The organism is Amycolatopsis sp. cmx-11-12, from assembly GCF_046269425.1.
Lineage (GTDB): Bacteria > Actinomycetota > Actinomycetes > Mycobacteriales > Pseudonocardiaceae > Amycolatopsis.
The window spans coordinates 264,797-285,819 of the sequence record NZ_JADNQM010000008.1; the positions used below are offsets into that span (position 1 = coordinate 264,797).

At 68.6% G+C, this 21,023-nt stretch carries 22 protein-coding genes; 9 read left to right on the forward strand and 13 right to left on the reverse strand.

All coding sequences use genetic code 11. The features are described 5' to 3' along the window. Positions 1–58: 58 nt before the first annotated feature. Positions 59–3,082: a helix-turn-helix transcriptional regulator gene (locus ACLARN_RS14210; RefSeq protein ID WP_409491836.1), complete on the forward strand. Its 3,024-nt coding sequence runs from the start codon at positions 59–61 to the stop codon at positions 3,080–3,082. A 72-nt stretch (positions 3,083–3,154) separates the two neighbouring features. Here ACLARN_RS14210 and ACLARN_RS14215 read toward each other — a convergent pair whose 3' ends face one another. From ACLARN_RS14215 to ACLARN_RS14250, 8 genes are all read right to left on the reverse strand, one after another. Further along, entirely contained in the window at positions 3,155–4,777 is a 1,623-nt protein-coding gene (locus tag ACLARN_RS14215) for a succinic semialdehyde dehydrogenase (protein ID WP_409491837.1), read from the reverse strand. A gap of 118 nt (positions 4,778–4,895) precedes the next feature. Then, on the reverse strand, positions 4,896–5,708 hold the full coding sequence (locus ACLARN_RS14220) for a hypothetical protein (protein WP_409491838.1): 813 nt from the start codon (positions 5,706–5,708) through the stop codon (positions 4,896–4,898). Between the two features lie 103 nt (positions 5,709–5,811). Beyond that, positions 5,812–6,387, reverse strand: a complete 576-nt coding sequence (locus ACLARN_RS14225; protein ID WP_409491839.1) for a DUF3558 family protein — start codon at positions 6,385–6,387, stop codon at positions 5,812–5,814. Next, positions 6,384–7,094 (reverse strand): hypothetical protein, encoded by a 711-nt coding sequence (locus ACLARN_RS14230; RefSeq protein ID WP_409491840.1) that lies wholly within the window; start codon positions 7,092–7,094, stop codon positions 6,384–6,386. Before ACLARN_RS14230 ends, ACLARN_RS14225 begins: the two co-directional genes overlap by 4 nt. Continuing rightward, positions 7,091–7,474, reverse strand: a complete 384-nt coding sequence (locus ACLARN_RS14235; RefSeq protein ID WP_409491841.1) for a hypothetical protein — start codon at positions 7,472–7,474, stop codon at positions 7,091–7,093. Before ACLARN_RS14235 ends, ACLARN_RS14230 begins: the two co-directional genes overlap by 4 nt. Continuing rightward, a complete protein-coding gene (locus tag ACLARN_RS14240; RefSeq protein WP_409491842.1) occupies positions 7,471–7,737 on the reverse strand; it encodes a hypothetical protein in 267 nt (88 codons plus the stop codon). Before ACLARN_RS14240 ends, ACLARN_RS14235 begins: the two co-directional genes overlap by 4 nt. Further along, complete coding sequence (locus tag ACLARN_RS14245; RefSeq protein ID WP_409491843.1) at positions 7,734–8,090, reverse strand: YbaB/EbfC family nucleoid-associated protein; 357 nt, start codon at positions 8,088–8,090, stop codon at positions 7,734–7,736. Before ACLARN_RS14245 ends, ACLARN_RS14240 begins: the two co-directional genes overlap by 4 nt. Before the next feature lie 127 nt (positions 8,091–8,217). Further along, positions 8,218–8,832 (reverse strand): TetR/AcrR family transcriptional regulator, encoded by a 615-nt coding sequence (locus ACLARN_RS14250; protein ID WP_409491844.1) that lies wholly within the window; start codon positions 8,830–8,832, stop codon positions 8,218–8,220. 100 nt (positions 8,833–8,932) lie between these two features. On the opposite strand from ACLARN_RS14250, the gene ACLARN_RS14255 reads away from it, so the two are divergent. Together ACLARN_RS14255 and ACLARN_RS14260 are read left to right on the forward strand one after the other, a co-directional pair. Beyond that, positions 8,933–10,084 (forward strand): acyl-CoA dehydrogenase family protein, encoded by a 1,152-nt coding sequence (locus ACLARN_RS14255; protein ID WP_409491845.1) that lies wholly within the window; start codon positions 8,933–8,935, stop codon positions 10,082–10,084. A 32-nt stretch (positions 10,085–10,116) separates the two neighbouring features. Beyond that, the gene (locus ACLARN_RS14260) at positions 10,117–11,259 is read left to right on the forward strand and encodes a CaiB/BaiF CoA transferase family protein (RefSeq protein ID WP_409491846.1); all 1,143 of its coding nucleotides are present in this window, start codon (positions 10,117–10,119) and stop codon (positions 11,257–11,259) included. On the opposite strand, the gene ACLARN_RS14265 is transcribed toward ACLARN_RS14260, so the two are convergent. Both ACLARN_RS14265 and ACLARN_RS14270 read right to left on the reverse strand, forming a co-directional pair. Further along, on the reverse strand, positions 11,256–11,792 hold the full coding sequence (locus tag ACLARN_RS14265; RefSeq protein WP_409491847.1) for a GNAT family N-acetyltransferase: 537 nt from the start codon (positions 11,790–11,792) through the stop codon (positions 11,256–11,258). The genes ACLARN_RS14260 and ACLARN_RS14265 overlap by 4 nt on opposite strands. 64 nt (positions 11,793–11,856) lie before the next feature. Continuing rightward, complete coding sequence (locus tag ACLARN_RS14270) at positions 11,857–12,633, reverse strand: crotonase/enoyl-CoA hydratase family protein (protein ID WP_409491848.1); 777 nt, start codon at positions 12,631–12,633, stop codon at positions 11,857–11,859. Positions 12,634–12,766: 133 nt separating this feature from the next. On the opposite strand from ACLARN_RS14270, the gene ACLARN_RS14275 reads away from it, so the two are divergent. The 5 genes from ACLARN_RS14275 to ACLARN_RS14295 all read left to right on the forward strand — a co-directional run bounded on the left by ACLARN_RS14275 (position 12,767) and on the right by ACLARN_RS14295 (position 15,699). Continuing rightward, the gene (locus tag ACLARN_RS14275) at positions 12,767–12,922 is read left to right on the forward strand and encodes a hypothetical protein (RefSeq protein ID WP_162182762.1); all 156 of its coding nucleotides are present in this window, start codon (positions 12,767–12,769) and stop codon (positions 12,920–12,922) included. Positions 12,923–13,273: 351 nt separating this feature from the next. Then, on the forward strand, positions 13,274–13,756 hold the full coding sequence (locus tag ACLARN_RS14280; RefSeq protein ID WP_076154607.1) for a transcriptional regulator: 483 nt from the start codon (positions 13,274–13,276) through the stop codon (positions 13,754–13,756). Positions 13,757–13,887: 131 nt separating this feature from the next. Next, on the forward strand, positions 13,888–14,772 hold the full coding sequence (locus ACLARN_RS14285) for a lytic transglycosylase domain-containing protein (RefSeq protein ID WP_409491849.1): 885 nt from the start codon (positions 13,888–13,890) through the stop codon (positions 14,770–14,772). A gap of 172 nt (positions 14,773–14,944) precedes the next feature. Further along, positions 14,945–15,322 carry a hypothetical protein gene (locus tag ACLARN_RS14290; protein WP_409491850.1) on the forward strand — a complete coding sequence of 126 codons (378 nt, stop codon included), beginning with the start codon at positions 14,945–14,947 and terminating at the stop codon, positions 15,320–15,322. 23 nt (positions 15,323–15,345) lie between these two features. Further along, on the forward strand, positions 15,346–15,699 hold the full coding sequence (locus ACLARN_RS14295) for a DUF3817 domain-containing protein (protein ID WP_409491851.1): 354 nt from the start codon (positions 15,346–15,348) through the stop codon (positions 15,697–15,699). On the opposite strand, the gene ACLARN_RS14300 is transcribed toward ACLARN_RS14295, so the two are convergent. Continuing rightward, positions 15,696–17,117, reverse strand: a complete 1,422-nt coding sequence (locus ACLARN_RS14300; protein WP_409491852.1) for an MFS transporter — start codon at positions 17,115–17,117, stop codon at positions 15,696–15,698. The genes ACLARN_RS14295 and ACLARN_RS14300 overlap by 4 nt on opposite strands. 137 nt (positions 17,118–17,254) lie before the next feature. Here ACLARN_RS14300 and ACLARN_RS14305 point away from each other — a divergent pair, with 137 nt between their 5' ends. Then, positions 17,255–17,824, forward strand: coding sequence for a TetR/AcrR family transcriptional regulator (locus tag ACLARN_RS14305; RefSeq protein ID WP_409491853.1), 570 nt, complete (start codon positions 17,255–17,257; stop codon positions 17,822–17,824). 463 nt (positions 17,825–18,287) lie between these two features. Here ACLARN_RS14305 and ACLARN_RS14310 read toward each other — a convergent pair whose 3' ends face one another. Together ACLARN_RS14310 and ACLARN_RS14315 are read right to left on the reverse strand one after the other, a co-directional pair. Next, the gene (locus ACLARN_RS14310) at positions 18,288–19,862 is read right to left on the reverse strand and encodes a cation acetate symporter (RefSeq protein ID WP_409491854.1); all 1,575 of its coding nucleotides are present in this window, start codon (positions 19,860–19,862) and stop codon (positions 18,288–18,290) included. Then, positions 19,859–20,281, reverse strand: a complete 423-nt coding sequence (locus ACLARN_RS14315) for a DUF485 domain-containing protein (protein WP_409491855.1) — start codon at positions 20,279–20,281, stop codon at positions 19,859–19,861. Before ACLARN_RS14315 ends, ACLARN_RS14310 begins: the two co-directional genes overlap by 4 nt. Positions 20,282–21,023 lie beyond the last annotated feature (742 nt).

Sequence of the window (21,023 nt, forward strand, 5' to 3'; positions counted from 1 at the left end):
GAGTGCGATGAAGCTCTCGACGGAAACCCAGGCGAAGTTGTCGGTCCGGTAGGCAAGAATGCACCTCGTGCCCCGTCTTGGCTCCGGAATCCCGATCGTCGCCCGCACTCAGGAGATGCGGCAGCTCCGCGCCGCCTTCGCCCGTGCAGAACGGGCAGAGGCGGGCGCGGTGCTGCTCTCCGGAGACGCCGGCGTCGGCAAAACCCGCCTCCTGACCGCGCTCGGCGAGTACGCCGCCGGCGCGGGCGCCCTGGTGCTCACCGGGCGCTGTATCGACGTCCATGAGGGCGGTCTTCCTTATCTTCCGTTCGCCGAGGCACTGGCGCCGCTGGCGACGACGTCCGATCCCGCGGTCACCGCCGCGGTCCGGGCCCGGCCGGCGCTGGGCAGGCTGCTCCCGCAGATGCAGCAGGCGGAGGACTTCCCCGCCATCGAAGACGGTCAGCTCACCGCGAGCGAACGGGTGTCGACGCAACGGCTCAGGCCCGAACAGGACCTCGGCCAGCTCCAGCTGTTCGACGCGGTACTGGGGATACTGACCGTCATCGCGCAGCGCCGGCCGGTGGTGATCCTGCTGGAGGATCTGCACTGGGCCGACGGCTCCACCCGGAACCTGCTGTCCTTCCTGATGACGAGGCTGCGCACCCAGCGGTTGCTGGTGGTGGCGAGCTATCGCGAGGAGGACGTCCACCGGCGGCATCCGCTGCGGGGGCTGCTGTCCGAGGTGGTGCGGCTGGGCGCGGTCGAACGCGTCGAGGTCAAGCCGTTCGGCGCCGAGGACGCGCGCACGTTCGTCGAGGCGCTCGCCGACGAGCCGATCGGCCAGGACATGGTCGCCGACATCGTCTCCCGGTCCGAAGGCAATCCGTTCTTCGTCGAGGAACTGCTCGCGTCCGCGAAGGACTGCCGCGACCTCCCCGCCGGGCTTGCCGAAGTGCTCCTCGCCCGGGTGGAGCAGCTTTCCCAGGTCACCCGCCGGGTGCTGCGCGTGGTCTCGGTCGCCAAGGACGCGGTGGCGCACGCCGCGCTCGCCGAGATCTCCGGACTGGACGAACTCGAACTCGACGAGGCCCTGCGCGAGGCGGTGCAACATCACGTCCTGGTGATCGAGAACGGTTTCTACACCTTCCGCCACGCTTTGTTGCAGGAAGCGGTCTACGGCGACCTGCTGCCGGGGGAACGGGTGCGCATGCACGCGGCCTACGCGTCGCGTATCCGCACCCGGACGCAGGGCCGAGGCCAGGACGCGCGGCTCGCGCATCACAGCCTGGAGAGCAAGGACTTCGTCGGCGCGCTGGCCGCGTTGCTGCGTGCGATGGACGAGGCGGAGAAGCTGGGCGCGCCCGGTTCCGCGTTGCGGCACGTCGAGCAGGCACTGTCCATTTGGGACGCCGTACCCGCGCCGGACCGGCCGTCGGACGTCGACGAACTCCGGCTGCTGCACGAGGCGTCGTACTTCGCGAGTACGTCGGGAGAGCCGGAGCGGGCGGTCGCGTATTCGCGGTCCGCGACCGAGGCGCTCGGCCAGGACACCGGCAACGAGCGGGCCGCCAAGGTCTGGCGACGGCACGCGGAGGCGCTGCTTTCGGTCGACGGCACGCTCGACGAGGTCGTCGAGGCGATCGACAAGGCCTGGAGCCTGGTCGAACACACCGAGGCGAGTTCCGCGCGGGCCTGGGTGCTCGCCACCAGGGCGGGCATCCTGAGGCTGATCGACAGGCACGACGAGGCGCTGCAATGCGCGCTGGCCGCGGTCGCCGACGCCAGGGCCATCGGCGCCGGCGGGGCGGAAGCGGCCGCACTGGTCTCGCTCGGCACGCTGGCCGATTCGGCGGGCGACGTCGAGGAGGCGCGGGATCGGCTACGCCAGGCCGAGCGGAAGGCGAGGGATTCCGGCGCGCTCAACGGCGAACTGCGGGCACTGCACTTCCTCGGGCTGAGCTACGACGACCGGGCGGAGATCCCTTCCGCGCTGAAGTACTACGCCAAGGGCATCCAGCGGGCCAAGGAAACCGGGCTGACCTGGAGTTCGTTCGGGATCGAGCTGCGGACCAAGCACCTCACGCTGCGCTACGTCAGCGGGGACTGGCCGGAAGACGACGACGCCGGCCGCGCGGGCCGCGGCGTTTCGAGCGTCGTCGCCGGGCGGTTCCTGGGGATCTGGGCGCAGTTCGTCGTCGGGCGGGGCCGGTTCGCGGACGCGGACAAGATCCTGCCCAGCCTGCACCGGCATTGGAGCGCGGACTACTCGATCGCGCTCGCGTCGGGGGACGCCGCCATCCAGCTCGCGACCTGGCGTGGGGACCACGCGGGCGCGGTGCGGCAGGCGCAAGAGCTGATCGACTGGCTCGAAGAGGTCGAACCCGCGGTGCTCGGGGGGATCCGGATCAGCGTGCACGGCCTCGCGGCCGCCGTCGCGCGGGCCGCCGAAGCCCGGGTCCGCGGGGATCAGGCGACCGTGGACGCCGCGGTGGAGTCGGGCGAGAAGATGCTCGCCCACGGCCGCAGGTGCGCCGAACACGGCATCCCGCGTTCGGTGTCGCTCGGCCCGGAGGCGCTGGCGTGGCTCGCCCGGCTCGAAGCGCTGGGCAGCTGTCTGCGCGGTGCGGGCGATCCGGCGTTGTGGGCGAAGGCGGTCGAGGCGTTCGGGTACGGCGCGGTGTACGAGCAGGCCATGTGCCGTCTGCAACACGCGAAGTCCCTGCTGGCGTCGGACGGCGACACCGCGCTCGCCGCGTCGGAGCTGCTGGCCGCGCACGCGGTGGCCGACAAACTGGGTGCCTGCCCGCTGCGCGAGGCCGTCCAGGATCTGAGCCACCGGGCGCGCGTCGAGCTTCCCGGGGCGCCCGCGGCCCCGCGTCGAGACGTCGTCGATCCTCTGACCGACCGGGAACGGGACGTGCTGGAGCGCGTCGCGCTCGGCAGGACCAACCGGCAGGTCGGCGAGGAGCTGTACATCAGCGAGAAGACGGTGAGCGTCCACCTTTCGCGCGTGATGGCGAAACTCGGTGCGAGCCGCCGGGCCGAGGCCGTCGCGATCGCCTACGACCGAGGCCTGCTGGCCGCTCCGACCTCCTCCTGACCGCAATTCGTCCTCTAGTTGCGGTCCTTGCACGCGCAACTACCGCAACTAGAGGACGAAACGCGGGAGGGGTCAGCGGCGCGGGAGGCGGCGAAGGACCTTCAGGCTCGCGCTCAGGGCCCGCGCCCAGAGCTTCGGCGGGATCCCGCGGCCGGGGCGCAGCGGCATCCCGCGCTGGAGCGCGATCGCCTGGGCCTCGGTGTACTTGAGCAGCCCTTCGGCACCGTTGCGCCGCCCGACACCGGAGTCCTTCATCCCGCCCATCGGCAGTCCCACGGTCCCGAAGGTCGCCGCGAAGCCTTCGTTGACGTTGACGGTCCCGGCCTTCAGCCGCGCCGCGACCTCCCATCCCGCGCGGCCGTTGCGCGACCACACGCTCGCGTTCAGCCCGAACCGCGTGTCGTTGGCGCGCTCGATCGCCTCGGTGACGTCGGTGTAGCCGTAGATCGACACGACCGGCCCGAAGGTCTCTTCGGCGAACAGCTTGACGTCCTCGGTGACGTCGGTGAGGACGGTCGGTTCGTAGAACAGCGGGCCGAGGTCGGGCCGGGCCTTGCCGCCGGTGAGCACCTTCGCGCCCTTGGACCGGGCGTCCTCGACGTGCGCCGACACCGTCGCCAGCTGGTCTTCCGAGGTCAGCGAACCCATCTGCGCCTGGTAGTCGAGCGCGCCGCCGAGCCGTACCGCGGCGGTCTTGGCGACGAAGGCGCGCGTGAACTCCTCGCGGATCGACTCGTGGACGTAGATCCGCTCGACGGACACGCACAGCTGGCCCGCGGAGGAGAAGCACGCGGTCACCGCGCCTGTAGCGGTCTTCGCGATGTCCGCGTCGGGCAGCACGATCATCGGGTTCTTGCCGCCGAGTTCCAGCGAGTAGCTCGTCAGCCGCTCCGCCACCTTCGCGGCGAGCCCCTTACCCGTCGGCGTGGATCCGGTGAAGCACAGGTAGTCCGACTCTTCGACCAGCGCGTCGCCGATCCGCGAGCCGCGGCCGAGCACGATCTGCCAGACACCGGCGGGCAGCCCGGCCTCCTCGGCGATCTCCTGTAGCCACAACGCCGAGAGCGCGGTCTGGTTGTCCGGCTTCTGCACGACGGCGTTGCCCGCGGCGAGCGCCGGAAGGACGTCCATCGCGGTGAGCGCGAGGGGGTAGTTCCACGGCGAGATGATCCCGACGACGCCCTTGGGATGCCGGATCTCGCCGACCTTCGTCAGTACCGGGATCAGTCCGGCCGCGCGACGCGGCGAAAGGAACTTCGCGCTGTGCTTGCCGTAGTAGGCGGCCACGAGCGCGGTGGCGCTGACTTCGTCGAAGGCGTCCATCCGCGCCTTGCCCGCCTCGATCTGCACGAGGTCGAGCGCCTCTTCCTGACGCTTCAGGACCAGGTCGTGCAGGCGGATCAGGATGCGCTGGCGGTCCTCGACCGGCCGCTGCGCCCACGCGTGCTGCGCCTCCCGCGCCTGATCGAACACGGCTCGGACGTCGGCGTCGGTGGCCTGGGGGAGCGTCGCGATCGGCTGCCCGGTGAACGGGGCGCGCATTTGGACAGATGCGGAGACTGTGGTGTTCTTGCCGCCCACGACCCGCCGCACGAGCCGTTCCGCCCTGGCCGCGGCCGGGGCGCCGGGGACATCGCCGATGGTGGCCGGGCCTTCGGTGTGGTGGCCCGCGCTCGCCGGTGTCGTGCTCGTCATGCCGTCTCCGTTCCATGCGACGCGTGGAGCCGGAAGGCGCCACGCAGAGCCCAGGTGTTACCGACGAGTACAGCATACTGCCGGTATGGAGACTGTCCAGCGCTGATGTGAATAAGTTTCACATATTGCCGGGCTGGGGTGGATTGTCGGGCGACGGGCGCAGGATGTCCTGCTGCTGCAACGCGGAGCCCGCGGGCGGCGTCGGGGGTGACGGCGGCTCGTAGGCCTGCGGTTGCGGCTGATACTGCTGCTGCGGGACTCCGGGCGCGTAAGGCGCGTAGCCGACCGGGTAAGGGGTCTGACGGGGTGGCGCGGGTTCCCGGCGGTTGGCCACGATCGCCAGTCCGACGGTGAGCAACGCCACGAGCCCGCCCGCGAGCAGGATCCAGAATCCGCCCCCGGTCCCGTAGCGCGAGACGAAGCGGCCGGTGTCCTGGCCGAAACTCAGGCTCGCCGAGATGTCCATGCCGAACATCCAGACGCCGATCGCGGTCCCCGCCCCGCCGGCGACCAGCAGCGTCCGCGACGTCGTGGCGGCGAGCGACCCCGAACTCCGCCGGTACGACGCGAAGCCCACCGCGGCCCCGGCGAACAGCGTCAGCGCGGTGGCGGACAGCGGGATGCCGTAGCGGGCGACGTGGGTCTTGTCGTAGAACTCCTTCTCCTCCGTCGACGGTTCGATGTCGAAACTCCGGGTCCAGCCGGTCTCGGCGAATTTCGACACGGTCTTGCCGTCGGAGACCTGTTCGTACGTCGACTGGGGAAGAAAGGTCGCGATGAGCACCAGCAGTCCGGCGAAAACGCCCATCATCGCGGCGAACAACCGGGGGAGGCGCAGGTCGGACGGCGGCGGCGCGGCCGGGGGTTGGACGGGTTGCGGTGCGCCGAACGGGCCAGTCGGTTGGTACGGCTGCTGCTGCGGCGCGTTCATGGTCGGCTCCTCCGCCGGTTCTGTTGTCCAGCAAGGAATTCCACCACGGATCGGCCTCGGAGATAAGTGTCACCTGTGCTCTGGTCAGCGGCTCCCGCGCGTGCTAGGTACGGAGATTGTCGATGACGAATTCCGTCACCTTCTTCGCCGCGCCGCAAGAGTCGTACTGCCACGGGCCCGCCTCGGCCCGTTCGTCGATGTTGGTGCCGACGTACATCAAGGTCTCCTCGTCCAGTCCGAGTGCCAGCCGGCAGGCGAGTGGTCCCTTGTCCTGGCGGCCCGCGATGTTCTCCTCGACCCAGACCACCACCACCGGATAGCTTTTGATCATCAGTTCCTCCCATCGGTTGCCGGTGTCCTTGCCACTCGCGTGGTCGGCGTAGAGGGTGCCGAGGGTTTCCCTCAATGGGCTAAGCCACGAGGTCTGTACCCGGACGATCGGCCCGAAGGCGAGGACGCAGCGGGCCTCACCGCCGGTGTCGCGGACCCCGCCGGTGAAGCCGATGCTTTCGACCTGCTCCACCGTGATCGCGCTACAGGGGTCGGCGATGAACCTGGCGCCGTCGAGCGGAACGGGGATGGGCGGCGCCGGAGCAGGCGAACCCGGCGGCGGACCGGTCGCCGTCCCGCCGCATCCGGCGATGAGCAACGTCAGGAGGACGATCGCCAGGCGCCTCATGCCGGATCCGCTTCGGGTTTGATCCGCCAGCGCCGGGGATCGGCGACCACCGCCGCGCTCGTGCCAACGGACGGGACCTTGGGAAAGGTCTCCTCGATGACCTGGAGCTGGAACCCGGCCCCGATCAACGTCGTCATGTCGGTGAGCATCTTGGTCAGGCTCGCGTTGCAGTCCCGCCAGAATGTGGTGAGCGCGGAATTGATGCCGTCGATCAGATCCTTGAGCGCGACCGGGGTCAGCGGAGGGAAGACCGCCGAACCGAGGACCACACCGAACTTCCCACCGAGCTGGGCGAGGGTCGAAGCGCAGTTGCCCAGCAACTCGAGCAGGTTCTTGTACGTGTTGATGACGGTCGTCGCGATACTCACCACGACCGTCGTCAGGTTCGCCAAAGACGTCTGACCCGCGTCGAGGGCTTTCGTCGTTTCGGTGGCGTAGGCGTCGAACTGGTCGAAGCCGTCGCCTTGCCAGGCGGTGCGCAATGACAGCTTCGTCGTCGTGACGAGATTGGACGCCGACTTGAGTTTGCTCTGCGAAGCGAACTTGTCCGCCAGTTCCAGCGGCCTCCGCAGATCGCCGAGCAGGAAGTTCTTGAGATTGTCCAGAAGTTCGAGGATGCCGTCCGCGCCGATCAGGTCGGCGTGGAAGCGGACCTCCTGATCGGCCTTTTCGGGGTACAGCAACCCGGACTTGTCCAGGCCGGTCATCGGATTCCTCCTTCGAGCCTTTTCATCTCGTCGTAGGCCTGCCTGTCGAGGTGCTCGTAGTACTCGGCGGCGCGGTGGAGCGCCACGCTCAGTTCGCCCAGTTCCGCGGAGTTGGCCACGGAGATCTCCCGGATCTGGTCCACCGCCCGGTTGTAGGCGTCGACGGTGCCCGCGCCCCGCACTCCCCGCATCAGCTCGGCGAGGGTGCCCGGCAACCCCAGGGCGCCCGGCTCGAGCCGGGCGTCGTCGAGGTCCGCGAGCGCGAAGCCGCGGACGAGATCCGACGCCTGGTCGATGGTGTCCGCCGCGGCACGGAGTTTCTCCGGGTAGACGTGATAACCCTGTCCAGGGCCGGGGTCGAAGGGATGCGGATAGCTCACGCGATCCCTCCGTCCCGCTCGGCCCGCTGGATGCCCGCGAGCAGCTTCCGGGACAGGCTCGCGGCGGAGTAGGACTTCACCACCGAGGCGTTCAACGAGACGTCCACCAGTTCGCCCGTTCCGGTGGTCGTGAACGTCCCGATCTCGCCGGGGAGCCGCCATGTCCGCCGTGCTCGCGCCGCCGCCGAAGCGGCGCTTTTCGCTTTCTCGACCTTGGCGTCTATTTCTTTCGCGAGGTGATAAAGATCGTCTTCGTGATTCACCGGAGACCCCCGTCCAGGAAGTCGATTTCCTCGAAACTCTCGTCGTCGTCGGGTTCCGGTGATCTTCGGCCCGGGTCGTCCTCTTCGCCCAGCACCGCCCGCATTTTGACCAGGCTCACTTCGGCCGCCGCTGTCCTGGCGGCGTGCACGGCTTCCACCACGGCGGGCCCGGCCAGTTGCGGATGCGCGATCCCGGTCGCGTGATCGGCGAGCAACAGACCGACCAACCTGCCCTGACCACTGACGACGGCCAAGGCCAGCCCGTCATGGGATCGGCCGGGGTACCTGCTGCGCGCGAGTTCCGCGTCGAGTTCCCCGGCCCGGTGTCTGAGTTCGTCCGCGTTCCAGGACACGTCGGTGTCGCCTCCCCTGCGTAACCGCCTGAATGTCCAGAGTAGTAAACGCAGGTGGGGCTTGTCTTCTTTCTCACGCTTTCGTAAGCATGGCTCCCAGGCTTTTGTGAATTCGCAATTCCGGTGGCTACGGAGTGGTGTCCTCGTACAACATCACCGCGACGCGCTTCCATTCGTCGAGCAAGTGCCGCCGCCGCTTCGGATCGCCGCCGAGTTCGGCGTCCAGCGCCAGGCCTCGGGTGAGGTTCACGGTCAGCCAGAAGAGGAGCTCCGCGCGTTCCTTCGGCAGGTCCCCGGCGATCGCGGTGATGTGCTCCAGCGTCGACCGGCCCAGCGCCCGGTCGACCGGGCGGATCGCCTCGCGGAGTTCGGGATCGGTCCGCGCCGCCACCCACAGTTCGGTCGCGGCCGTGGACAGCGTGCCCGAGTAGCCCTCCCACAGCAGGTCGATCGCCGCCGCGACGCCCGAGGCGCCACCGGGGAGCGTGGAGATCGACGCGGCGAGCTGTCCGCGCTGCTTCTTCGTCAGATGCTCGACGGCGGCCGCCATGAGCTCGGCCTTCGCGGAGAAGTGGTGCTGCACGGCCCCCTTCGAGACCCCGGCGCGAGCGCAGATCTCCTGGACCGAGGTGCGCGCGTACCCGAGGTCGACCAGGCAGTCGATGGTCGCGTCGAGCAGGGCGGTGCGGGTTTGCTCGCGCCGTTCGGCCTGTGTCCGGTGGGTCCTGCTCAGTGCGGTCACCGAACCCCCTTTACGTGCAGCTCGGTACGGATGTACATTCCGCTTGGAACTTACATCCTAAGCGTCATGTTTTCCAGGTCCTGATCAGGAGGCGTTGGCCGTGCCCTTGCAGATCCATAAGAGTTCGTGGAGCACGACGGAGCTCGAAGACCTCCGGGACCTCGCCCGGACGTTCTGCCAGAAGGAACTCGCGCCGAACCAGGAGCGCTGGGCGGCCGACAAGAAGGTCGACCGCGAGTTGTGGACGAAGGCGGGCGAGGTCGGCCTGCTGGCGTTGTCCATCCCGGAGGAGTACGGCGGTGGCGGCGGCACGTTCGCCCACGAGGCCGTACTCTACGAAGAGCAGGCCCGGTCCGGTGACAGCGCATGGGGCGTCACCGTCCACAATGGAATTGTCGCGCATTACCTGCTGGAGTACGCCACCGAAGAGAAGAAGCGGGAGTGGCTGCCGAAGTTCGCCTCCGGTGAGATGGTCGGCGCGGTCGCGATGACCGAACCCGGCACGGGTTCGGATCTGCAGAGCATCAAGACCCGCGCGGTCCGCGACGGCGACCACTACGTCATCAACGGCGCGAAGACGTTCATCACCAACGGTTTCCACGCCGACCTCGTCGTCGTCGCGGTGAAGACCGACCCGGACGCGGGCGCGCAGGGCGTCTCCCTGATCGCCGTCGAGACCGACACCCCCGGCTTCAGCCGCGGCCGTGTCCTCGACAAGATCGGGCTCAAGGGCCAGGACACCGCGGAGCTGAACTTCGACGACGTCCGCGTGCCCGTCGCGAACCTCCTTGGTGAGAAGGAAGGCCTCGGCTTCATCCAGCTGATGCAGCAGCTGCCGCAGGAACGGCTGATCATCGCCGTCACCGCGGTCGCCGGGATGGAGGCCGCGATCGACCAGACCATCGCCTACACCAAGGACCGCCAGGCGTTCGGCCGTCCGATCTACAACTTCCAGAACACGAAGTTCAAACTCGCCGAGGCCGCCACCGAGGCCGCGGTCTCGCGCGCGTACCTCGACCAGTGCATCGAGCGGCACCTGCGCAAGGAACTCGACGTGCAGGGCGCGGCGATGGCGAAGCTGTGGACCACCGAACGGGTCAACAAGGTCGTCGACGACTGCCTGCAACTCTTCGGCGGCTACGGCTACATGACCGAGTACCCGATCGCGCGCGCGTGGGCCGACATCCGGATTTCCCGTATCTTCGGCGGTACCAGCGAGATCATGAAGGAAATCATCTCCCGCACCCTCTGAAAACCGTTGCCGTACATGGAAAGGACGTGGCGATGAAGGCTGGGCCACTGAGCGGCCTCAAGGTCGTCGAACTGGCCGGGCTCGCCCCGGCGCCGTTCGCCTGCACGGTCCTCGCCGATCTCGGCGCGGAGGTCGTCCGGATCGACCGGGCGACACCGGGCAACGACGTCATCGCGTTCCCGAACGACCCGCTCGCCCGCGGCAGGCGGTCGATCGGGATCAACACCAAGACCCCCGAAGGGGTCGAGCTGGTGCTGAAACTCGCCGACGACGCCGACGTGCTCATCGAGGGTTTCCGGCCAGGGGTGGCCGAGCGGATGGGCATCGGGCCGGAGCAGGTCCACGCCCGCAACCCGCGGCTGGTCTACGGGCGGATGACCGGCTGGGGCCAGGACGGCCCGCTGGCCACCGTCGCCGGGCACGACATCAACTACATCGGTATCGCCGGCGCGCTCGAACCCATCGGGCACGCGGGACAGCGGCCGGTGGTGCCGCTCAACCTCATCGGTGACTTCGGCGGCGGTGGCCTCCTGCTCGCGATGGGCGTGCTGGCGGCGTTGTTCGAACGTCAGTCGTCCGGCAAGGGTCAGGTGGTCGACGCGTCCATGGTGGACGGTGCGGCGCTGCTGACCACCAGCCTGCACGGCCTGCTGAACACCGGGCTGTGGCCGGGCGGGCGCGGCGAGAACATGCTCGACGGCGGTGCGCCGTTCTACGACACCTACGAGACCGCCGACGGCAAGTACGTCGCCATCGGCGCGATCGAGATGCGGTTCTGGGGCGACCTGGTGAAGGTGCTCGGCCTCGATCCCGAGGAGACCCCGGTCCACGTCGACAAGAACGAATGGCCGAAGCTGCGCAAGATCGTCGCCGAGGCCGTCGCGAAGCACACCCGGGACGAACTCGTCGCGAAGGCCGAGGGCACCGACGCGTGCCTGACGCCCGTGCTCGCGCCGGGGGAGGCGCCGTCGCATCCGCACAACGTCGCTCGCGGGACGTTCGTCGACATCGGTGGCGTGGTGCAGCCCGCGCCCGCGCCGAGGTTCGACCGCACCCCGGCGGAGACGCCGGAACCGCCGCGGCCCAAAGGCGCCGACACCGCCGACGTCCTCGCCGAACTCGGGGTGGACGCCGACGGGATCGAGCGGCTCAAGGCCGCGGGCACCATCGTTTAAGGACGTTCCGGGCCGGGGTCCAGATCGGATCGCAGCATCGAATAGAGGATGTGATCGCGCCAGGCCCCGTCCCGGAACCCGTAGCCGCGCAGCACGCCTTCCTTGGTGAAGCCTGCCTTCGTCAGGGAGCGCTGCTCCGCGACGTTGCCCGCCTCCGTCGACGCCTCGACGCGGTTCATCTGCGTGTGCGCGAAGAGATAGCGGACCAGCAGCCGCTGCGCCTCGGTCCCGTGGCCGTGGCCGCGTGCCTCGGGAATCAGCACGAGGCCGGCGTTCCAGCAGTACGACGTCGACCCGGACCTGGTCTTGTGCCAGGACACGAAGCCGAGCCTCTGCCCGTCGAGCACGATCATCAGCATCCCGTTGTCCGCCGCGAGCATGCCGGTCTCGGCCCAGCGGCGGCGCAGGAAGTGCGGGTCGTGCCAGCCGTGCCATTCGAACGCGCCCGCCGCCTGCGGATCGTTCGTCAGCGCTTCGAGCATCGGCAGGTCGTTTTCGGACACCGGTCTGAGCGCGACTCCGGTTTCGTTCATTCCCTGAGGCTAGGCAGGGAAGCGAAGCTTCTCCGTTGAGGGTGGTGGCGGGGGCATGGATGGACTAGGGGCCGAAGGTGCCGTGACGCCCCGCGCCGCCACTGAACCGGCCCGCGCCCTCGACGGCCTCCTCGGCGAGTCCGCCGCGGATCAGTGCGTTCGAGAACTCGGCCCGCATCGCCTCGTCTTCGGTGAGCCCGTACTGGCCGTACGCGGACTTGCGGTCCGCGCGCAGGCACGCCTGCGGGAATGCGGCCAGTTCGCGCGCGAGCGCTTGGGCGGCGCTCAGCGCCTCGCCGTCGGGCACGACCCGGTTCGCCAGCCCGATGGCCAGCGCCTCGTCGGCGTCGACCGGCCTGCCGGTGAGGATCAGGTCCATCGCCCTGGAGTGCCCGATCAGCCGGGGGAGGCGCACCGTGCCGCCGTCGATCAGCGGCACTCCCCAGCGGCGGCAGAACACCCCGAAGACGGCGGTGCTGTCGGCGACCCGCAGATCGCACCACAGGGCCAGTTCCAGTCCGCCCGCGACGGCGTGCCCGCGGACCGCGGCGATCACCGGCTTCGACAACGCCATCCTCGTCGGCCCCATCGGCCCGTCGCCCGCCGGGCCGAGCGAGTTGCCGCGGTCGGTGCCGACGGCCTTCAGATCGGCTCCGGCACAGAAGGCGTCACCCGAACCAGTGAGAACGGCGACCGCGGCCTCCTCGTCGCCGTCGAAGGCGCGGAACGCGTCCGCCAGCGCGGCCGCGGTCGGGCCGTCCACCGCGTTGCGGGCGTCGGGCCGGTTCAGCGTGATCGTCGTCACCGGTCCGTCCCGGTGGACGAGAACGTTTTCGCTCATCAATCGCTCCCTGAGGCGGATCCGGGTGGGCAACGGGGCCCGAGTCTCCTTAAAGTGGTGACAAAGTCCGCAGCGCGCGCGGAGTCATCGTCTGGACACTACGGTGTGATGGGATGGAGCCATGTCGCCCGGCTTGAAGAAATTCGTTGTGATCGCTGTCGTCGCGCTCGTGCTCTTCTTTCTGATCAGCAGGCCGACCCAATCCGCCGACGCCGTCCACACCGCGCTCGGCTGGCTCCGGTCCGGTGCCGAAGCCATCGTGACGTTCGTCCGGAGCCTCTTCTCCTGATCGGTAGCGCCTCTCCCCGGTGTCCTCGGTGACACCGGTGATCACCGTGCGCATCCACCAGCGGTTATCACTCAGAGTCACCCGTCTCGGATTTCGGTCGAGTGACTCGACCATCCGGGTGGATTGCCCCCGAAAACCCGCTGGTCGACGAATTCGTGCCCTGGAAGCTCTGGCGGAATAGACCTCCGCGCCCCTACGGTGCTCACATTGCGTGATCGGTTGGTCCTCCAGGCGCCGGAGCCGGCCTCCTGGGCGAGAAGTTTCCGCAGGTGCAAGCCCCAGGGCAGCGGGAACTTCCAGCCGGGCAAGTAAGTCAGGACTTGTCAGTCGGGGAATCATGAGGAGGCAGGGATGACCGGAGATCCCGGAGTCGATGCGTTGATCCGGCAGTGGGCCGCCGAGCGCGAGCAGACCCCCGAGGAGCAGGAGGCCGACCGGATCGCGTCGGCGTGGCTGGCCGACGTGCCCCGCCAAGCTCCCGGTATCCCCGGCCAGCGTCAGCAGTCCGGCCAGGCGCGGTGGGCGCCGGTCGAGGCCACCGACCCCGGCTACCTCGACGCGATGCGCAGCCGTCTTCCCGGCGTGCCGCAGGACCTGCTCGTCGCCGCCGCGGGCTGGTGGCAGATGGTCGGCGGCGTCACCGAGGCCGAAGCCTGGTGGGACGCCGGCATCAGCCCGCTCGACCAGCGCGCCCTCGACTACCGCGCGGCCGGGCTCGCCCCGTCCGATCTGAGCCGTCGTCTCGGCCCCATGACCGTTTTGCAGCACCTTCGCCGCGGCAGCGCCCCGGCCTGGTGCGTGGCGAGGCTGGCGAGGCAGCAGAAGTCCGCCTGATGAGAACTTCTCGCACACCCGGGTGAACCGGCGTGGCAGGGGCGATCTCGGCAACCGCGTAACGCTAACCTGCGCGGGCTCGTTGTGCGAGCATCGGTCGTGATCGCCGCCCACGCTGGAGGACTCGCTTCGTGCGCACCACCCCCGAAAACGACGAGCTCGTCGCCGACCCGGCCACGCCCACTCCGCCACGCCGCGGTGTGGGCGCCGCCGTCCTCGGCAGGCTGGTGATCGTGCTGGCCGTGCTCGGCCTCGCCGGGGGAGGGATCTGGCTGGTGACCAAGGCGTCCGCCCCGGTCGCGAGCCCGACGACGATGGAGATCCCCGCCTTGCAGGTCAAGGCGGCGGACGTCAAACCGGGGACGGTCGTCCCGGTCAACGCCACCCCCGCCGGCGGCGCGGCCCAGCAGACCCTCCCGCAGCAGGCGCAGCCGAAACCGGGCAAGGACCCGCTGGCCGCCTGGACCGAACGAGCGGCGCAGGCCACCGGCATCCCGGCCAGGGCGCTGCTCGCCTACGGCAACGCCGAGCTGGCGATGCGCCAGATGCAGCCGAACTGCAAGATCTCGTGGGCCACCCTGGCGGGCATCGGCCGGATCGAATCGAACCACGGCCAGTACGGCGGCGCCGTCCTCGGCCAGGACGGACGGCCCTCGAAGCCGATCATCGGCGTCCCGCTCGACGGTTCGCCCGGCGTCAAGGCGATCGGCGACACCGACGGCGGCCAGTTCGACGGCGACGCGGCCGTCGACCGCGCTGTCGGCCCGATGCAGTTCATCCCCAGCACCTGGCGCCGGTACGCCGCCGACGGCAACCGCGACGGCGCTGGCGACCCGCAGCAGATCGACGACGCGACCCTGGCGGCCGCGCGCTACCTGTGCGTGAACAACCGGGACATGTCGGCGGCCTCGGGATGGTGGGCAGGGATCCTGTCGTACAACAACTCGACGGAGTACGCGCGGAAGGTCTTCGGGCTGGCGGACGACTACGCGAAGGCCGTTCAGACCGCGAAGTGACCTACGCCGCTTCCCTCTCTCTCGCGTGCCATGAACGGCCCGTTACTTGCAAATTTTGCAAGTAACGGGCCGTTCATGGCACGCGGCGAGGCCCGGAGGAGCGGTCGGGACCAAGGTCCCGACCGGCCCGGTCGCCGAACTTTCGCCGCGCGGCCAGTGCTAGCGTCGATGCGTGCCCGCATCGTCTGTCACCCTGCGCCGCCTCGGCATCGCCGGCGTCTGCCTGGTGAGCCTGGCGCTGTGCTGCGGGCTCGCCTGGTGGCAGTGGGAGCGCTTCTCCTCGGCGAGCGGGACCTTCCAGAACCTCGGCTACGTCCTTCAGTGGCCGCTGTTCGGGCTGTTCCCCGCGTTCATGTTCTGGCGGATCCGCAAGCTCCGCCGCCAGGCCGCGGAAGCCGACACCCCGGAGCAGACGGCTGAGACCGTCGCCCCCGAAGTGCCCGCGCCCCGGCGGAGGCGTGCCCCGGAGCCCGCGCCGTCCGCTCCCGAAGACGACGAGCTCGCCGCGTACAACAAGTACCTGCGCGAACTCAACGCCCGCGACAAGTAGTTCCCAGAGAGGTTCGAGACCCTATGACCACCCGAACTGACGACGCCGCCCCGGCCCGCTCGGTCTCGCTGGGCGGGCCGCTGATCCGCTTCCGCGTCGCCGCGTACGCCACCGGTGTGGCCCTGCTCGGGCTGGTCGTCGAGATGCTGCTGCAGTACGTCTTCCGCGTGGAACTTCCGCAGTTCGTGAAGATGATCCCCATGGTCCACGGCGGGCTCTACCTGATCTACCTGCTGCTTTCGGTCGACCTCGCGATCAAGGCCCGCTGGTCGATGAAGGGCACCCTCCTCGTGCTGATCGCCGGCTGCATCCCGTTCTTCTCCTTCGTGATGGAGCGCAAGGTCACGCACAAGGTCCAGGCGGGCGTCAAACTCTAAGCCCGGCGCCGGAAGGTCAGCGCCACCAGGAAGGACAACGCCGTCACCACGGCGGCGGTGGCGAAGGCCGAGGTCATCCCGTCGACCGTGGTCTGCGCCGGGCTCCCGGACGGGGTCCGCGTCACCGCGCCGAACACCGTGATCAGGATCGCGAGCCCCAGCGTCGCGCCTGTCTGCTGCAAAGTCTGCAAGACGCCGCCGGCCGCACCCGCGTCCTCGGTGGGCACCGTCGCCATGATGATCACGCTCAGCGGGGAGAACGCCAGCCCCGCGCCGACGCCCATCAGCACCATCGGCCCGAGCAGGTGCGAGAAGTACTCGCTTTCGGTGGTGAGCGTGGTCAGCCAGGCGACGCCGCCGGTCATCAGTGCCGTGCCGGTGAGCGCGAGCGGCTTCGGGCCGAACCGGGGAAGCAGCCGCGGGATCAGCCTGCTGAGCCCGAACATGCACAGGGCCATCGGCAGGAACGCGAAGCCGGTCTCCAATGCGGCGAAACCCGCGATGTCCTGCAAGAACTGGGTCAGGAAGAAGAACAGCGACATCATCGCCATCGGCCCGAGGAAGAAGTTGACGTAGGCCGCGGCGCGGTTGCGTTCGGCGAACAGTCGCAACGGGATCAGCGGCTGGCTCACCCGCGTCTCGATCGTGAGGAACGCGGCCAGCAGGGCCAACCCGGCGGCGAGGCTGACGAGGGTGATGGTGTCGCCCCAGCCGTGCGACGCGGCGTGGGTGAACGCGAACACCAGCGAGCCGACGCCGAAGGTGCCGGTGATCGCGCCGGGGAGGTCCAGCCGCGCGCGTCGTCGAGGAGGATCGGCGACGTAGCGCGAGGTGAGCAGGACGATCGCGAGCCCGAACGGGACGTTGATGTACAGCGCCGCGCGCCACGAGATCCATTCGGTCAGCAGCCCGCCGAGCAGCAGGCCGATCGCGAAACCGCTACTGGACATCGCCGAGAACAGCGCCAGCGCGCGCACCCTGGCCTTGGCCTCGGTGAACGTGCTGGTGATCAGCGCCAGTGTGCTCGGCCCGGCGAGCGCCGCGCCGACGCCTTGCGCGATCCGCGCCGCGATCAGCATCTCCGCCGAACCGGCGAGGCCGCCGAGCAGGGACGCGGCAGTGAACACGGCCGTGCCCACGACGAACATCCGGCGGCGGCCGAACAGGTCGCCCGCTCGTCCGCCGAGCAGCAGCAGGCCGCCGAAGACGAGGCTGTAGGCGGTCATCACCCAGGACAGCCCGGTGTCGGTGAAGCCGAGTTCGGACTGGATGCGGGGGAGCGCGACGTTCATCACCGTCGCGTCGAGGATGAGCATGAGCTGGCAGGTCAGCACGATCGGCAGGACCAGCCGGTGTGGAGATGGTGGGGCCCCGGCCGTCTCCGGCCTAGGCTCGGCACGCAGGGTTCGCTCTGTCAAGGAATACTCCAAAGACGTAACGAGATGAAGCGGAGAGACTCTCCACTTGAGGTCGTGAGCGATGATATGGAGAGTGTCTCCGCTTACGCAAGTGAAATCGGAGAACGTCTCCGTTTTCGTCGCCCGAGGAGGTGCAGATGGTCACGGCCGATCCGGCCCGCCCCATGCGCGCGGACGCCCGGCGCAACTACGAGCGCATCGTGGCCGTGGCGAAGAAGGCGTTCACCGCCGACGGCGTGGACGTGCCCGCCGACGACATCGCCAAACGCGCGGGAGTCGGCGCCGGCACGCTGTACCGCCACTTCCCGACGCGCGACAAGCTCATCGAGGCCGTCTACCGCGACGAGATCGACGGGCTGGCGCAGCAGGCCTTCGACCTGCTCGAAGAACTACCGCCGGGGAAGGCACTCGAGACGTGGCTGGCGACGCACGTCATCTACGTGGTCGAGAAGCACGGGCTGGCGATGACGCTGAAGGCGTCCGTCGACGCCGGGTCCGAGGTCTTCGGCTGGTGCCAGGCACGGCTGCGGACCGCGTCCGACGCGATCGTGAAGGCGGCACAGGAGGAGGGCGTGCTCCGGGCCGACGTCACCGGGGTCGACATCCTGCGGCTGGGCCACGGGGTGGGTTCGGCCGCGAGCAAGGGGTCGCCAGAGGACGCCGAGCGGCTGCTCGCGATCGTGCTGGATGGCCTCCGGGTGCGATGACCTTCGGACGGGGCACGTTCGAGACCTTCGCGACGGCGCGTTTGCTCGCTTGAAGTACATGAAGGCCCCCTTGCTGTACCTAGGCGCAAGGAAGGGGTCCTTCATGTACCTGTTGATTGCCGGGCGGCTGCCGGAGTCGGCCGAGTCCGCCGCAGTGCGTTCACCTGGCCGTGAAGGCCTCCTTGCCTACCCTGAAGGTAGTGAAGGAGGCCTTCACTACCAGCCGATGTGGTCCCTGGTGACGTTGGGACTGCTGTGACGGCGGCGCCCCGTCCTGAAGTACGTGAAGGCCCCCTTCATGTACCTAGGCGCAAGGAAGGGGTCCTTCATGTACTTGGGGAAGGTGTGAAGGTCGAGTTTCTTCGGCTGAGCCGAGGGAAGGGGGCCTTCACGCGCCATCGTTGTGACTGGTGGGGCTGCTGAGGCGCAAGGAAAGGACCTTTCATGGCGTGCGTGACGGGGGTCAGGAGCCGATCCCGGTGAGGGACCGCACCTCCATCTCGGCGTGCTTGACCGGGTCCGCCTTCGTGCGGCCGACGAACGTGCCGACGATGCCGCACAGGAACGAGAACGGGATCGACACCAGGCCCGGGTTCTTGAGCGGGAACCAGTGGAAGTCGACGCTCTTGATGATCGAGTCCGCGGACCCCGACATCACCGGCGAGAAGAACACGAGCACCAGGCTCGCGATCAGCCCGCCGTAGATGCCCCACAGCGTGCCGGTGGTGTTGAACCGCTTCCAGAACAGCGAGTACAGCAGCGTCGAAAGGTTCGCCGACGCCGCGACCGCGAACGCCAGTGCCACCAGGAACGCGATGTTCTGCCCGTTCGCCAGGATGCCGCCGACGATCGCGAACGCCCCGACGGCGACCGCGGTCAGCCGGGCGACCCGGACCTCGGCGGCCGGTTCCGCCTTACCACGCTTGAAGATGTTGGCGTAGACGTCGTGGGCGAAGGAGGCCGAAGCGGTGATCGTCAGTCCGGCGACGACGGCGAGGATGGTCGCGAAGGCCACCGCCGAGACGATGCCGAGCAGGACGGTGCCGCCGATGTTCAGTGCGAGCAGCGGCGCGGCGGAGTTCTCCCCGCCCGGCGCGTTCTTGATCGCCTCCGGGCCGACGAGGGCGGCCGCGCCGAAGCCGATGACGAGGGTGCAGAGATAGAAGACGGTCATGCACGCGGTCGCCCACACCACCGAACGCCGCGCCTCGCGCGAGTTCGGCACCGTGTAGAAGCGCATCAGCACGTGCGGGAGCGCGGCGGCGCCGAGGACCAGCGCGAGTGCCAGCGAGACGAAGTCGAGTTTCGTGATCTCGCTCTTGCCGTACGAGCCGCCAGGCTGGAGCAGCTCGTCGCCGAGCGGGCTCTTGTCGGCGGCGGCGGCGAGCAGGTTCGAGAAGCTGAAGCCGAACTTGCCGAACAGGAACACGGTGATCAGCGCACCGGTCAGCAGCAGGATGGTCGCCTTGATGATCTGCACCCACGTGGTGCCCTTCATCCCGCCGACCAGCACGTACAGCACCATGACGACGCCGACGACGCCGATCACCAGTGCCTGGCCGATGCCGCCGTGGATGTCCAGCAGCAGCGCCACCAGCCCGCCTGCGCCCGCCATCTGCGCGAGCATGTAGAAGAAGGAGATCACCAGGGTCGACGTCGCGGCCGCGGCACGGACCGGGCGCTGCTTCATCCGGAAGCTCAGCACGTCGCCCATGGTGAAGCGGCCGGTGTTGCGCAGCAGTTCCGCGATCAGCAGCAGATCGACCATCCAGGCGACGAGGAATCCGATCGAGTACAGGAAGCCGTCGTAGCCGTGGATCGCGATCGCCCCGGCGATGCCGAGGAACGACGCCGCCGAGAGGAAGTCACCCGAGAGGGCGATGCCGTTCTGTCGCCCGGTGAAGGCGCTGCCCGCCGCGTAGTAGTCCGAAGTGGAGGAATTCCGCGTGCTGGCGCGGTACACCACGTACAGGGTGATCGCGACGAACAGCGCGAACACCGCGATGTTCAGGACCGGGTCGTTGTCGGGGATGCTCATCGCTCACCCGCCTCGACCGAGGCCCGCAGCCGCTCGACCTTGGGGTCGAGCCGCTTGTTGGCGAAGCGCAGGTAGGCGATCGTGATCAGGACCGTGCTGGCGAACTGGCCGAGGCCGAGCAGGATGCCGACGTTGACCTCGCCGATCACCTTCCGGCTCATGAAGTCGTGCGCGTAGGCCGCCAGCAGCACGAACGTCATGTACCAGGTGAAGAACAGCAGGCTCATCGGGAACACGAACCGCCGGAAGGTCTTGCGCAGCGCGACGAACTCCTTGCCGTGCTGGATCCGGTCGAAGTCCGGGCCGGTACTGCGCGGCGGCGGGGGAGCGGTCTGGCGCTCGCGGACGAACAGCGCGGGCATCTGTCCGGTGTCCTCGAGGGCGTTGCTCGCCGCGTAGGGGCGCGCGACGTCGGGCATGGGGGTCCTCCGGGGGCTGCTGGCATCCGGGCGCGGTGCGGAGCGCACATACTAACTACGGCTTCGGACGCTCTGAATAGGCGACCCCGCTTCCACGAACGCACGACCCGGTATTCGTTTTCCAGTCGGAATAGTGTTCCGCGAATTCGTTTTGGTCGAAATGATCCGGCTTTATCACTCGTAATAGTGAGGTGGATTGTCACGCGCGGTCGTCGCCCGAACGGCCCACTGCGGCAAACGGTGGAGAGTGGCCACGCTGTGTCCCTCGTTTTGGTGACAGATCGTAGTTCCGCTTCCGGGTCGCGACGGGCTTCGATACTGTGCCCGCCATCGCGGACCGGGGAAGATCCCCTGGTTCGGCGGTCATCTCGAAAGAAATCACCACGTCGAGCGACAAAGAGTCGATCAAAGAGTCGGCCGGAGTGGCAAGGCCACAACATCGGGCACACATTTGGGCTTGACCCACCCGTTGGGGGCACGGAAAGTAGTTCGACCGGGCGACGCGGCTACCCTGCGTAGGCTGATCGGGTGACATGCGCATCCTGTGCATCCGTGCAACTTGTAACCGGAATTACCTCGTTTGTGACGCGAAGACGGATTTCGGGCCTTGTACATCGTTCGGATACACACTTTTCCCAGGTCAGCACCCGTGTACTGAACAGAATTGACGGCACCCGGATTGGTGTACGATTCTTTGGCCCGGCTGACCCGAAGTGATCGATTGGCAAAGAAAAGTTGATCT

What these genes read in the sequence shown, in the direction of transcription:
- ACLARN_RS14315 (WP_409491855.1), bottom strand. Translation starts at nt 20,281, where the DNA reads ATGCCCGACGTCGCGCGCCCCTACGCGGCGAGCAACGCCCTCGAGGAC.
- ACLARN_RS14265 (WP_409491847.1), bottom strand. Translation starts at nt 11,792, where the DNA reads ATGAACGAAACCGGAGTCGCGCTCAGACCGGTGTCCGAAAACGACCTG.
- ACLARN_RS14260 (WP_409491846.1), top strand. Translation starts at nt 10,117, where the DNA reads ATGAAGGCTGGGCCACTGAGCGGCCTCAAGGTCGTCGAACTGGCCGGG.
- ACLARN_RS14220 (WP_409491838.1), bottom strand. Translation starts at nt 5,708, where the DNA reads ATGAACGCGCCGCAGCAGCAGCCGTACCAACCGACTGGCCCGTTCGGC.
- ACLARN_RS14295 (WP_409491851.1), top strand. Translation starts at nt 15,346, where the DNA reads ATGACCACCCGAACTGACGACGCCGCCCCGGCCCGCTCGGTCTCGCTG.
- ACLARN_RS14280 (WP_076154607.1), top strand. Translation starts at nt 13,274, where the DNA reads ATGACCGGAGATCCCGGAGTCGATGCGTTGATCCGGCAGTGGGCCGCC.
- ACLARN_RS14270 (WP_409491848.1), bottom strand. Translation starts at nt 12,633, where the DNA reads ATGAGCGAAAACGTTCTCGTCCACCGGGACGGACCGGTGACGACGATC.
- ACLARN_RS14230 (WP_409491840.1), bottom strand. Translation starts at nt 7,094, where the DNA reads ATGACCGGCCTGGACAAGTCCGGGTTGCTGTACCCCGAAAAGGCCGAT.
- ACLARN_RS14305 (WP_409491853.1), top strand. Translation starts at nt 17,255, where the DNA reads ATGGTCACGGCCGATCCGGCCCGCCCCATGCGCGCGGACGCCCGGCGC.
- ACLARN_RS14310 (WP_409491854.1), bottom strand. Translation starts at nt 19,862, where the DNA reads ATGAGCATCCCCGACAACGACCCGGTCCTGAACATCGCGGTGTTCGCG.
- ACLARN_RS14210 (WP_409491836.1), top strand. Translation starts at nt 59, where the DNA reads ATGCACCTCGTGCCCCGTCTTGGCTCCGGAATCCCGATCGTCGCCCGC.
- ACLARN_RS14225 (WP_409491839.1), bottom strand. Translation starts at nt 6,387, where the DNA reads ATGAGGCGCCTGGCGATCGTCCTCCTGACGTTGCTCATCGCCGGATGC.
- ACLARN_RS14215 (WP_409491837.1), bottom strand. Translation starts at nt 4,777, where the DNA reads ATGACGAGCACGACACCGGCGAGCGCGGGCCACCACACCGAAGGCCCG.